This window comes from Rhodococcus sp. Leaf233, from assembly GCF_001426165.1.
Classification (GTDB): Bacteria; Actinomycetota; Actinomycetes; order Mycobacteriales; family Mycobacteriaceae; genus Rhodococcoides; species Rhodococcoides fascians.
This window is the reverse complement of record NZ_LMRO01000001.1, coordinates 1,104,334-1,117,500: the sequence shown is the minus strand read 5'-3', so window position 1 is coordinate 1,117,500 and position 13,167 is coordinate 1,104,334. Positions and strand designations below refer to the sequence as shown.

Annotated in this window: 7 protein-coding genes, 1 rRNA gene and 1 pseudogene (1 of these 9 only partly in view); 2 read left to right on the top strand and 7 right to left on the bottom strand. The window is 64.8% G+C overall.

Annotated features, from left to right (window positions below; genetic code table 11):
* Nucleotides 1-359, bottom strand: a 16S ribosomal RNA gene (locus ASH04_RS05430) (it extends 1,478 nt beyond the left edge of the window).
* Nucleotides 360-1,237: 878 nt separating this feature from the next.
* Nucleotides 1,238-2,647 carry a plasmid pRiA4b ORF-3 family protein gene (locus tag ASH04_RS05425; protein WP_032364876.1) on the bottom strand — a complete coding sequence of 470 codons (1,410 nt, stop codon included), beginning with the start codon at nucleotides 2,645-2,647 and terminating at the stop codon, nucleotides 1,238-1,240.
* A gap of 107 nt (nucleotides 2,648-2,754) precedes the next feature.
* On the opposite strand from ASH04_RS05425, the gene ASH04_RS05420 reads away from it, so the two are divergent.
* Nucleotides 2,755-3,642 (top strand): LysR family transcriptional regulator, encoded by an 888-nt coding sequence (locus tag ASH04_RS05420; RefSeq protein WP_032364898.1) that lies wholly within the window; start codon nucleotides 2,755-2,757, stop codon nucleotides 3,640-3,642.
* A gap of 55 nt (nucleotides 3,643-3,697) precedes the next feature.
* Here the strand turns inward: ASH04_RS05420 and ASH04_RS05415 are convergent, their stop codons facing one another.
* The 5 genes and pseudogenes from ASH04_RS05415 to ASH04_RS05395 form a co-directional block, all read right to left on the bottom strand.
* A complete protein-coding gene (locus ASH04_RS05415) occupies nucleotides 3,698-4,396 on the bottom strand; it encodes an SDR family oxidoreductase (protein ID WP_032364877.1) in 699 nt (232 codons plus the stop codon).
* A gap of 102 nt (nucleotides 4,397-4,498) precedes the next feature.
* Nucleotides 4,499-5,047, bottom strand: coding sequence for an LpqN/LpqT family lipoprotein (locus ASH04_RS05410; RefSeq protein ID WP_057472880.1), 549 nt, complete (start codon nucleotides 5,045-5,047; stop codon nucleotides 4,499-4,501).
* 170 nt (nucleotides 5,048-5,217) lie between these two features.
* Nucleotides 5,218-6,057 carry an HAD family hydrolase gene (locus tag ASH04_RS05405; protein WP_027497968.1) on the bottom strand — a complete coding sequence of 280 codons (840 nt, stop codon included), beginning with the start codon at nucleotides 6,055-6,057 and terminating at the stop codon, nucleotides 5,218-5,220.
* A 28-nt stretch (nucleotides 6,058-6,085) separates the two neighbouring features.
* Nucleotides 6,086-7,304: pseudogene (locus ASH04_RS05400) on the bottom strand (metallophosphoesterase).
* A gap of 101 nt (nucleotides 7,305-7,405) precedes the next feature.
* Entirely contained in the window at nucleotides 7,406-12,340 is a 4,935-nt protein-coding gene (locus ASH04_RS05395; protein ID WP_057472879.1) for an AAA domain-containing protein, read from the bottom strand.
* A gap of 216 nt (nucleotides 12,341-12,556) precedes the next feature.
* Here ASH04_RS05395 and ASH04_RS05390 point away from each other — a divergent pair, with 216 nt between their 5' ends.
* Nucleotides 12,557-13,159 carry a dihydrofolate reductase family protein gene (locus ASH04_RS05390; protein ID WP_057472878.1) on the top strand — a complete coding sequence of 201 codons (603 nt, stop codon included), beginning with the start codon at nucleotides 12,557-12,559 and terminating at the stop codon, nucleotides 13,157-13,159.
* Nucleotides 13,160-13,167 lie beyond the last annotated feature (8 nt).

The window sequence follows — 13,167 nt, the reverse complement described above, 5'->3', positions numbered from 1 at the left end:
ATCCCAGAGTGCAGGGCAGATCACCCACGTGTTACTCACCCGTTCGCCGCTCGTGTACCCCGATCTCAGGTCGGCTACCCGTCGTCGCCTTGGTAGGCCATTACCCCACCAACAAGCTGATAGGCCGCGGGCCCATCCTGCACCGATAAATCTTTCCACCACAACACATGCATGCTGTGGTCATATCCGGTATTAGACCCAGTTTCCCAAGCTTATCCCAGAGTGCAGGGCAGATCACCCACGTGTTACTCACCCGTTCGCCGCTCGTGTACCCCGAAAGGCCTTACCGCTCGACTTGCATGTGTTAAGCACGCCGCCAGCGTTCGTCCTGAGCCAGGATCANTGTTACTCACCCGTTCGCCGCTCGTGTACCCCGAAAGGCCTTACCGCTCGACTTGCATGTGTTAAGCACGCCGCCAGCGTTCGTCCTGAGCCAGGATCAAACTCTCCGTAAAAGACCTGCGAAACAACAGTCCCGAAAGACCGTGAATCAGTCAAAGACATCAAGTCAAATCACTAGCAAAAAAACTCAACTAGCATTTTCAAACAACACCCGACAACAACCACCACAAGCGGATGGCTGATACATCGAATGCTTTCACCAAATAAAATTCGGCACTGACATTCATCGACACACTGTTGAGTTCTCAAANACCCGACAACAACCACCACAAGCGGATGGCTGATACATCGAATGCTTTCACCAAATAAAATTCGGCACTGACATTCATCGACACACTGTTGAGTTCTCAAAGAACACGCACACACTCGAACCCCACGAACACACGATYCGTARGCCTCAAGGGCAACTGTTCCAGCCTATCCCAGCTTGGTCTCGGACACAAGGCCCGACTCTTGGGGGATAAAACCTGCCGAGCCACACGTCCAACCTCGTTCACCCAGTCCGTGAAGACCGGGTCGGTGTCCGTCGCTCTGACTCGACAAAAGTTACGCCACCAACCCCACACACGCAAATCGGCAGGTNGTAGGCCTCAAGGGCAACTGTTCCAGCCTATCCCAGCTTGGTCTCGGACACAAGGCCCGACTCTTGGGGGATAAAACCTGCCGAGCCACACGTCCAACCTCGTTCACCCAGTCCGTGAAGACCGGGTCGGTGTCCGTCGCTCTGACTCGACAAAAGTTACGCCACCAACCCCACACACGCAAATCGGCAGGTCAGGGCGCTGGAGACGCGTCGAGCCGGCCGAGACGGCACCGAACGCCTCGGAATCGGCGGTCAACTGGACAAAGCGTCGCGCGCAAATCGACGGGACCAACTCGGTGAGTCCGATACGGCTTCCCGAAAGTAGAAGCTCGGGCCATGGGCACCGATGAGGTCGAGAAAGCTCATGGTCGTCTGAGCAGCGAACTTGGCGTCGAAAACACCGGAATCCTCACTGGCCCAGCCTAATTCCGAGACCGTCTCGATCAGCATCTCGTTACGGTGGGCTGCTGAGGCCGATGCGGCCAGGGAGATCAGGAACAGCGTCGCGGCATCGGTCTCGTACGTCTCCCTCCCCAGCGGAAGCCGCGAGGCCGCATGGCGCCACATGCCGATCGGGTCGTCTGCCAGTGATTCGCCGAGCTTCGTGCGCAGCAGCCGCCCCTTCGCGATGCGGGTCAACCCGAGGTGTCGGACCGCCTCGCGCAAGTCGGTGACCTGATGGTGGTCGATCTCGCGGCTGCTCGACCCAACCCACCCCAGACCCCAATCGAGCTCGTCGCGGATCGCTGCCACGAAAGCGGGCTTGAGGTAGCCGGCATCGGTGAGGACAGCGCCGCCGTCGCCGACTTTTCGGAGAAACCAGGTGAGCTTGGCCATCGCGATCTCGGCAACCGGCAGGTCCACCGAGCTCTCGACGGTGAGCTCGCACCGGGGCAGCAACGCCATCAGTGACGGCACGTGGGTGGGTCGTACTCGGTCGAACAGTCGCCCGATGGCCGGTGCGGCCGCCACAGCTTCGGCGAGCGTCGACCTACCGACATCTGCCGATTGCAGCACGCGGTTGACTGCATCGACCTCGAAACGGGCCGGGTCGAACGTCGGACCCCACTGGGAGAGAAGTTCGGAGTGTTCGGGGTCGGACGAGTCTGCCGCGATGTCCAGCGCCTGGGTATAGCGCGACGGACCGCCCGAGGACTCGGGAGGACACGCGCGGGCACCGTCGAGACAGATCGAACGAAGGTCGTCGATATCGGAGTCCTCGTGTTCCAGCTCGACTGTGTGGGTCCACCCGTCACCGAAATCGTATTCGTACGTCATGACGGATCCCGGGTTCGTCAACACCTCGTCGACGCGTACCCGCTCCTCACTGGAGGCGTCGTCGTCCGGTTCGTCGTCGAGGGTCTCCTGCATTTCGAACCGTCGGGTCGCCCCCGCGGTTCTGACACTGAATGCGTGCAGGTGTCGGTCTTCCCAGCCCACGGCGATCTGCAGTACCGAATGCAACTCCGACAACAACAGATCCGATCGCACGCGCACTCGTCGCCAGATCGACGGCCGCGTGTGATCGATACTCACCCTCAGCACCAGATTCGCCAGGCCACGCGCGGCACCCTCCGTTGCGCTGGGTTCGGCCGGCTCGTCGGCTTCGGGGATATCCGGCACCACCGACAGGTGCCGAACGCGGCCGGTTCTGATCGACATTCCTACGACCCTAGCCGGATCGGTGCAGCAGACCCAGGTGTCACGAAACACCGCCGCTCGATCCTGTCCGGGCGGTAGTGCAGAGCAGTATCGCCTACCCTCGTGAGGTGCCGACTCTGCGCGCCTTGGAATGCTTCGTTGCCGTCGTCGACTGCGGCTCGGTCACCGCGGCGTCGACCCGACTACACCTGTCTCAGCCGGCACTGTCACATCAGTTGGCCGCCTTGGAGAACGAGATCGGTACCCCACTACTGCAGCGACTCCCCCGTGGCGTCCGCCCCACCCCCACGGGCCTTGCCGTCCTCGATGACGCCAGGGCGGCGCTGGCGTCCGCCGAACGGGTCATCCGCACCGGCAGAGCCTGCGCGGAAGGCTCGGAAGGTCGCCTCCGGTTGGGCTGCGTCGAAACGATGACCGTTCCCGTACTGGCTCCCACACTTCGCACCTGGGCACGTAAATACCGCGACGTCGACATCGAATTGACCGAATACAGCAGCGCCGACGTGATGGCCGACGCCGTTGCGCGAGGCGATTGCGACGTGGCAGTGGGCCCCGAGTCGACGCGCTTCGTCGGGGAGGTGGTCAAGATCGGTACCGAGGACGTGGTCGCGGTGGTCCCCGAGGGCCTCGACCTAACCGACCGGCCCGACCTGTCGTGGGCCGATCTGCTCGATCGGCCCGTGGTGCACTACCACCCGACCAACGGGCTCGCCGCCTGGATCGACGCCGAGGCCGCATCGAGCGAGGTGGTTCTGACCGTTGCCACCCGCACTCGAAGTGCCAGCACAGCAGCACAACTCGCTCGGGCGGGGCTGGGCATCGCACTCGTCCCGAGTACAGCGCTGCCGCCGAGGTTCGACGGAGTCGTCAAACCGCTGCGCCCGCCACTTCGCCGGACAGTGGTGGCCATGATCGGCTCCCCTACCGACGCCCTGGTGCAACGGTTTCTCACCGACCTCGCTCGCCACGGCATGCCGAAAACACGCGGACTATGACGCCTGAGTGACGACATGGGTTCGACGAGCAACCCGGCTCCAGTGTTCGGCTCGTTCAGCTCAGACGCCCACCGCCGTCGACATGCAGTGTTGTGCCGGTGACGAAGGTGGCGGTGAGGGCGTACAGCACGGTGGCGACCACATCGGCCGGTCGACCGACGCGTCCGGCAGGATTCGCTCGCGCCGTCTCCTCGAAGAACGATTGCTTGCCGTCGCCCATGGCGTCCCATGCTCCGGAGTCCACGATTCCCGGCGACACGGCGTTCACTCGAATCGGTGCCAGTTCTACCGCCAAAGCCTCGACGAGAAACGACACGGCACCGTTCGTCGTGGACATGATCGACAGCCCTGGCGCCGGCTTCCATGCGGCAACCCCCGAAAAGAACAGCAGCGAGCCACCTTCGGAGATGTGCCCACCGAAATGCTTGGCCAACAGGATCGGCCCGATCACTTTTGCGTCGAACGCTTTTCGGATATCGGCGACGTCGAGCTCACCTATGGGTCCGTTGGCATGATCGGCGGCCAGACTCACGACGTGATCGATCGCTCCGACAGTTGCAGCAGCTGCGGCGATGGATTCCTCGTCGCTCAGATCCACAGTCAGGGCGCTGGCTCGATCACCCAGCGCAGACACAACCCGTTCCACGACATCCGGCCGACGCCCGGCGAGCACGACGCTTCCTCCGCTGTCGATGATCTCGGTAGCAACCGCCCTACCGATTCCCGACGCTCCGCCGATCACAAGTACTCGCATGGTGTTTCACCTTTCGCTCGAATGGTTCGTCACCAGTCAAACGAAAGCCTGCCGGTTCTACAATCGCGATAACGAGGCCCTGCCATAGAAAACCCGAATGAGTTATGCCGCGGGAAGCGTCAGTCCGTCGTTGATCGCGGAGACGTCGAATGCGAGCGCATCCAGCTGAGACTCGAGCGTCGTCACGGTCAACTGGACCAAGTACTGAGCTCCCTCGCCGACCACTGCGTAGCGCGTCGTCACCGCAGCCTCGAGCCCTTGGGCGACGTAGGTGCCCCGAATGAACCGTGACGGCCACCCGACCCACGACGCCGTACTCGCCTCCCGCTCGACCCACCCGGGCATCGCGCGCCCGTCACCGAAACCCAACGCCATCAACGCTTCCGGGTCGATGGAGCGAGAGAGCTTCCCGACCAGCAAGACAGCATTCGGCGCGAAACCGTTCTCCACCAGGTTCGGCTCGACCGTCACTTGGGTCGCACCGGGAAACTGTGCCGGATCGAGCGTCTGCCACCCCGCGGGAACCGGCACCGTGATGCCGAGATCGGCCGCCGCAGCGCCGTCCAGCGGCAACACCTGCAGTGCATGAGCGTCGAGATACTCGGCGATCGTGGTGGGTTCGGACGGTCGGGTCGTGGGAGAGTCGTTCACTGCAGGCCCTTCGTGGTGGTCGATTCGGCACGACCGAGGCTACCGGCGTCCGCCGAACCTACCTCGACGACTCCACACAGCAGGGCACTGTTGTTCGGAGACAACGCGATCCGTGATGTCGGACCCAGGTGGGTCGAGGGCCGGTCGACCGAGAACAGTATCGCGAACGACTACCGCTGCACTCGACGCTCGGTGAGTTCTTCGAGATAGCGAGCAACCGCATCGTCGTCGTGCGAATGCAGTACACGATCGGCCACAGCGCGCACCGGCTCCGCAGCATTCGATGGACACAGCGCGGTACCGGCCCACGCCAGCATGGGAAGGTCGTTGCGCGCATCTCCCACCGCTGCCACGTCGTCCTGAGCTACGCCCCACTGTTCGCACAACTCCGCCAGAGCAGTGGCCTTGGATACCCCGGCGGCGGACATCTCGATGTACGGTGCCCCGGAGTGCGTCAGCTCCACACCGACGAGACCTGCCTCGGCCACCAACGCGTACAATTCCTCGCTCGGCGTATCACTGTGTCGTGCAACAATTTTGACTGTCGGCTCGATGTCGGCCGACAAACCGTCCTCCGACAGCTCCATCTCGTGCGGGTGGCGGTGATGGTCGGCGAAGACGCACAGCTCCGCGTATCGCGACTCGGCGACGAAACGAGTGGCTCCCACGGTTGCGAACGCCACGCCGGGAACCAGAGATCGGACAGCGGAGGTGACAGCCGCGACCGTCTCCGTCGGCACCGACCTGGTCGCGACGATGACCGGGCTGCCATCGGCAAGGTCCAGCACCACCGCACCGTTCGCTCCCACTGCCGTACCGGTGAACCCGCACGACGCCGCAAGCTCGGCGATGGAGTGCCGCGCCCGCGCCGTCGCCCACACCACCCGGATGCCTGCGGCTTCGGCCGCGGCCATCGCATCTGCCGTCCGCGCCGACACCGTTCGATCCGAACGAAGTAGCGTGCCGTCGAGATCGGTTGCGACTACCTGGATCTCTCCCGTGTGCCTCACCCGTCCGATACTGCCAGGTGCCGACGCGTCAGCCTGCCACCAACGTCAGGACCGAGATCTCACTCGGTGCGAACACCCGGAACGGCGGCCCCCAGAATCCCGACCCCCGACTGGTGTAGAGCTGCGTACGCGCTCCATGCCTGCTCAATCCGTGCACCACCGGCTGGTCCAGTCGAACCAATGCCGCGAACGGCCAGATCTGACCGCCGTGGGTGTGGCCGGACACCTGCAGATCGACGCCCGCTCGGACGGCGTCGCCGATCTGTTTCGGCTGGTGGGCCAGCAGCAACACCGGGATCGACGGATCGGCCCCGGCCAGTGCCCCAGCCAGATCGGCACCGTGGCCGGGGGCACCCGACCCTGCTGCCGTGGCGTCGTCAACACCGGCGATGACCAAGGCATCGTCACCTCGATGCAGCACGACATGACGATTGTGCAGCGCGTTCCACCCGATGCTCTGCATGTGGTCCAGCCACTCCTGCGCCTCACCGAAATACTCGTGATTACCGGTGACGTAGACGCGGGCGGCGGACGCGCGCATCGATTCCAGCGGCGCAGCCTGTTGCCTGCGCGTGGACACGGAACCGTCGGCAATGTCGCCGACGTGCGCGAGCACGTCCGGTTCGAGCGCGTTGACGGCGTCGGTCAGTCGCCTCGACCACACGGTTCGGTTCACCGGACCGAAGTGGGTGTCGGTGACCAGGACGACTCGCAGGCCGTCGAATCGGGCACCGAGCCGGGCAATGCTGACGCTCGTGTGCCGAACGCGCGGGGTCCGCATGGCCTCGTAATGGCCCCAGAGGGCAAGGCCGACGATCACTGTCGCCGTCGCCGCCGCCGTGATTCGCGACCGCAATGGATCGTCGACACCGGCCGCCCACAGCCCGAGCCTGAGCAACAGTGAGAGCGCCGACCATACGAACGCGATCCAGGCGAGACCCAGCAGGACGTCGCCGAGACGCGCCCAGGCGTCCTTCCTGTCCCCCTCGATGCCGGGCCGGTGACCGAGATACATCGCGGTGGGCAAGGCGAGCGCGGCAGCGATCACCAGTGCCGCGCCGAGCAGCCGAACCACCGGCGGCCACTGCGCCCCCCGCGAACAGCACGGTCCACATGGGCAGCCCGAACAGCACCGCACATACGGCAACAATCGTGGCCGGCAGCATGGTTCGCCGACGAAGTGTCCGTGCGGGCCGGGCCGGCGCAGCCCTGTCGTCGTGCCGCCCCTGCGTCTGTCGATCTGCCATCGGCGGAGACCCTCTTTGCTCGAACGTGCGCGAATACCGCGAACCAGACTACGACGGTAACGAGCTACACGCTGACGCGCCGCGACTGCTGCGGGCTACACCTACGGGCTGCGGCGCGTGGTGTATCCCCGCAGTCCGTTGAGAGGCAGTTGGTGCTCGGCGACCACCTCGTCGACCGAGCTCTCGGACTCCTCGACGCCACCACTCGATTCGACACCGTCGACCGCGCCCCGCACTTCTTCGGAGCTGTCGACCGAATCGGATGCACCCGGTCCGTCCGAGTCCGCATCTGCGGCACGCTCTTTCGGTGCTGTCGGGGGTGTGGACGCGCGCGGACCTCCGGTCGCGTCGATCGTGCTCGAACCGTTCGCAGCACCGGTTCCGTTGGTCGACCCCGACCGTCTGGATGTGCCGGTTCCGTTCGTGGTGTCGGTGTCGGCGGTGTTGTCGCTAGGTATGTCGAGGCGGGGCATCGTCCACAGAGACAGCACCGAATCATGCCGAACGGGTGCGTTCGTTCGTGTCGCAGCCTCGAAAGCCCCGGAATCGTCGAACTGCGAGGACTCGAGCGGTACCGGTGTCCAGGTCTCCTCGAACGCCGTTCCGCCTTCCGCACCAACGGCACCGGGCTTGATTCCCAATCGCGCGAGGGTGAACCACAGACTGTCGAGAGCACCGTCACGATCGAGGTGGTACTCCGATTCCCGCACGCGCCAGAACGTCCACCCGCATCGCTTGAGTTCCTGCTCGCGTTGCAGATCCGCCGATCGTTGCGCGGGGGTGGTCGAGAACGAATCGACGTCGCATTCGACGGCGAGGCGAGAGGACTCCCCCGTGACGACGAGCGCGATACGCCGATTGTTCACTTCGACACCGGGATTGACGTGGAAGCCACGCTCGACGAGGTCGTTGAACAGCTGCTGTTCCAGCAGCGTCTCGAACGGGGCTTTCCTGATCTCGCGCGAGACGTTCTGGGGCATCGGATCGGCGGGAGCGGGTGAGACCGACGTGACGTAGCCGAGCAGAGAGTTACGCAGGTCTGCTCGTTTGAGGCGATCGACGGTGACCGAATGGAACAGCCACAACTGATCCTGCGCCCGCGACGCGGCCACGTTGAACCGACGCTTGTACTGGTTCGAGGTCAGGGTGGCGAAGTTCTGATCCGGTGCTACCACCATCGACAGGAACACGACGTTGCGCTCGTCGCCCTGGAAGTCCGGTGGGGTGCCCACTCGCAAGCGGCGTTGTTCCCACTGTTCGATGCCGATACGTTTGATCAGCTCGTTGCGAATCTCGTCGACCTGCGACTGCCCCTGAAGCACAACGACTCCGAAGGTCGAGTCGTCGTACGCCGTATCGGCGAGGCACTCGGATATCTGCTCGGCGATGGCAATGGCCTCGGTCCGGTTGACGAGCGAGGCGTTCTTTCCGGTGACCGTCGCCCCGCGAACGTACGTGTGCCGAAGCGGCGGCAGGCGATCGGCACCGAACTGCCGCACCGGCACCAGTGGCGAGTCTCCGTAGAACTGCTGACTCGACCAATTGATGATCTCCGGCATCGAACGGAAGTGCTCTCGTAGTCGTACCACCTGACCGAACCGGGTGCGCAGCATCGAGAACAGACTCGACCGCGGTGTCAGCGTCGCCCGCACGTGCTCCGGTAGGTCCGGGAGATATACATCGAGGCGGTCGAACACGTCCTCGAGCGTGCCGGCCTGAGGGACATCGGCGGGCGCGCACTGCCGGTCGTCTCCCACCACGATCACCCGAGGCGCGAGGTACAGCAGGAACAGGCTCGTGATGTCGGCCTGGCTGGCCTCGTCGACGATGACGACGTCGAAGCTACCCGGCACCGGCGGAATCGACGCGAGCACCTGGGAGAGCGGCATGACCCATGCGGGCACCGCGCTCTGTGCCTCTCGCATCGCCGATCGTGCTGCGCTGCGGTAGGTTTCGGCGTACTTGCCGGCACCCGAACCGATACTGGAAATGTGCTCGCGGTAAGTCTGCAGTGCGCGAACCTCGACGGCCGTCATCCGCTGCAGGCTGTTGAGCCAGGCACTCGCGGCAGCGAGACGCGTCGTGAGATAGGCGATGTCGACATCCGCGGCGGCCAACTCCGCTTCCAGCTGCTGCTCGAGACCCCCGTGGTGCTGCTCACCGACCCATTCGCGCGCGCGACGCCACGCCCACGCCTTGGACAGCTGCCAACTGAGCTCGTCCCATTCCGGGTCTGCCGCGGTGTCCTTGACCAACTCGAACAGGGCCGGCGCGACTGCCGACAGTGTGGCCGACATCGACTCGAGCAGCAGCTGATTCTCCTGCTCCGCGCAGGCCTGAGCGTAGGCGGAGACCGCGCCCGCCAATTCCGCAGGATCGGCAGCGCCGAGGGCCGTCACCAGGTTCAGACCTTCGGGGGACGGTCCCGCGTCGATACGAGTGGCCACCGCGAACTGCAGAGCGTCCAGCTCGGCGCGGGCGATGTCGATGTCGACGCGCGCGGAGATGGCCGCAGCGGCTCCGGCTATCTCCTGAGCTTCGGCGAGGCTTCGAATCCACGGCGCAGCAGGCGACACCGTGTAGAGCCGGTGTACCAGCGCGTCACGAGCGGCAACCACTGCCGCTACGGAACGGAGCCGATCGGCGATCTGCGCAACGGTGTTGACGCGAATCGATCGAGGGCCGTCGAGGGGGACGACGATCGCCAGGTCGGCCAGCAACACCGCCGCCGTCTGCACGGTGTCGAGAGCCCGAATATGTTCCGCGACAAGCCGAGCGGCCATCGCACTCGTCGCCGGTTGCCCGTCGACGGTGGCGACGATGCCGAGAGCTTCGACGGTCTTCTGCTCCTCGCTACGCCGAAATCGCGGCTTCCATTCGATTCCCGATTCCAGCGCAGCTGCGAGCGCATCCATAGCCTGCAGAGTCGCAGCAGACGTGGACGAGCACTGCACGTCGTGCGCGCCGATGTACCGGTCGGACGCTGCGGCAGTGGCAACGAGGTCGTCGATTCCGCTGACCCGCGACCACAGGTGAGACGCTTCGCCGGACAGCACGGAGTCGGTCACCCGCGCATACGTGGCATCGAGCTCCGCGACCACTCGCACGCGAGCCGCCAATTCCTCGCAGAGAGAACGGATGTCGGACGAGACGGCAGGTTCGACGCCGCCCAGCAACGTGATGAGGTCGGCAGCCAGCGGCGGGACAGCGTCTATCGGCGTATGCACACGCCGGCACAGCGCTGCGAGTTCGGCCGAATTCGGCAGCATCGTTTCGGGACGCGGCAGCACCTGGCGCGATCGTTGCTCGCGGGCTCCGTCGGAGGTCGCAATCAGCGCTCGGAGTTGGTCGACCTGGGCACCGTCGAACGGTGGCCGGTCGGCGAGCAACGGCCCGGGCAGCCACTCGTGGGCGCCTTCGGCTGCTTTGACCTTACGTACGATCGACGCCACCGTGCCGTCGTAACCATCCGAAACATATTCGTGCACAACAGTTTCGGATTCGCGAAGGGCGCTGACACGGTTCAGCAGTTCCGTCCGACGAGCGAGCGCGGCCGCGCGGCGGGTGGTGAGCGCGTCGATCTTCTGCTGCTCACTGGCTTCGTCGAACGAGGTCTTACGCTCGGCGATCTTGGCGACGCTGCGATTCAGCTCGTCCGAACCACCACGGGAGAGGTCGGTGATCGAGACGCAGAGCTCCTGCAACTCGGGCGGCAGCTTGTCGCGCAGGACTCGCAAAGCTTGTGACTTTTCACTAGTGACCAGAACCCGCTGACCTCGCGCCAGCAGCCCGGACATCAGGTTCGCGATGGTGTGGGTCTTCCCCGTCCCGGGCGGCCCTTCGACGACCACACCGCTGTCGCGTCCGAGCCGTTCGATGATCTGCGACTGCTCGGCGTTGGCCGGCAGCGGAAACAGAGGATCTTCGGCCAGCGCCGCCGACGCGCCGGCTCCGGTCCGTTCGAGCCATGCCATCCGATCGGCCGGCTCGATCGCGTCGACCAGCTGCGCGAGGCCCAGCGGAACCGGTGAGTCGGCGGCGTCGAGATCGGCGATCATCTGCTCGTAGTACTCGACCAGCGCGAACGAGTCGCGGGTTCGGAGCACGAGTGCGGGCGAGACCGTCAGCGTTCGATCGTCGTCGATGTACGCGAGAGCTCCCGGGGGCCCGAGGCGATCGAGCACCTCGATCTCGTGACGGGAAACTCGCGTCGCCCACTCACGCAAGAATTCTTCGACGCCCTCACCGAGGGGCGAGTCGACGTTGCCGTGCAGCTTCTCGGCGAGAGCCACCGAGCCGGAGGTATCGAAGTCCTTCGATCCGGTGAGCAGCTGGCCGTCCTCGAGACGCGGGGTACTACCGGCGACCAGTCGAACCAACAGGTCGCCGGTCCGCACATCACGTTCGATTCCGGCCGACTGGGTGAGGAGGTGAGTACGCACGCTGCGCTGGGGGTCGGGGTTGCTCGACGTCAGCAGACCCGACGCCACCACCAGTTCGATCGACTCGGGGCGCGAGGCGAGCTCTTGCATCATCAGTTGCAATGCCTGGTACAGCGCTGCCTTGGGCCGCCGGTCTCGATCTTCCTGAGCCCACTGCTTCCAGGACTCCGAGTACTGCTCGAAAGCCTTCTTGATCTCGTAGGCCTTGCGAATATCGAAATCGGCGTCGGACTCCTGCGCCTCGCCGCGACGACGTGATGCCGCCGTCGACGCGTCGGCGAGCTCGATCTCGCGGTAGCGACTGTCACCGACGACCTGGGGATCGAGCCAACCCGTCAGAAGCGCCGGTGGCTCGGGCGGGTCGTCGACGGCGATGCGCGGTGCCCGAAGTACGACCCCGCCCTGGCCGGCCTTCGGGTCGAGACGAACCGAAATCTCACTGGAGTACAGCCACTCGACCTGGACATGATCGTCGAACCTCAGGACCGGATTCGACCGCGCCTCGACTATCTCGCGCAGGAAGCGCAACAGGCGCGCAACCCTGCTCTTGAGCTCGTCGTCGTATTCACGACCGGTAGCCGCTGCAGCCGTCACAGTTTCCCCACAAATGCTCGAATGGCCGTCCCGCCAGGGGACAGTGCTTACGCACCCGCGTCACAGTAGCCGTTGAAAAGCAGTTGTTCACCGGGGTCCGAGCACACAGAATGCGTTCTAGTGCTCGGTCACAAAGACCGACTTGGTTGCTTGGAACAACAACAGAAAACGCGGCCCGTCCGGACACGCACCGGCCGCCGATCGCAGGAGCGTCGCATGCCCAAGCTGGTCTACTACATCGCCGTCACACTCGACGGATTCATCGCCGCGCCCGACGGCACCTACGACTGCTTCGCGACCGAGGGTGATCACCTCGAGGCCATCGTGACCGAGCTGCCCGAGACGCTGCCGGTGCACGTCCGCACCGCACTCGGCATCGATGCCCCGCCGGCGCGGTTCGACACCGTGGTGATGGGCCGGGCGACCCTGCAACCCGCGCTCGACATCGGCATCACCAGCCCGTACCCCCATCTGCGGCAGTACGTGCTCTCCCATACGTTGCCTGCCGCGACGGACGCGACCGAGCCGATCGTCGGCCGGAACCCGATCGACCTGGTTCGAGAACTCAAAGCCGAGGACAGCGACGCCGACGTGTGGCTCTGCGGCGGCGGCCACCTCGCGGGGCAGCTCGTCGACGAGGTGGACGAGCTGTTTCTCAAGGTCTATCCCGTCGTGCTCGGCCGAGGCATCGGGCTGTTCGCGCCCGAGACCGGACCCGAGCAGCCGATCGCACGACGGTTCGAGCATCTGCACTCACGCCAGTTCGACAGCGGCGTGCGGTTCACCCGGCTGGTTCGCCCCGACGGCGGTGAGCGATGACGTATAAA

What these genes read in the sequence shown, in the direction of transcription:
- ASH04_RS05425 (WP_032364876.1), bottom strand. Translation starts at nt 2,647, where the DNA reads ATGTCGATCAGAACCGGCCGCGTTCGGCACCTGTCGGTGGTGCCGGAT.
- ASH04_RS05415 (WP_032364877.1), bottom strand. Translation starts at nt 4,396, where the DNA reads ATGCGAGTACTTGTGATCGGCGGAGCGTCGGGAATCGGTAGGGCGGTT.
- ASH04_RS05390 (WP_057472878.1), top strand. Translation starts at nt 12,557, where the DNA reads ATGCCCAAGCTGGTCTACTACATCGCCGTCACACTCGACGGATTCATC.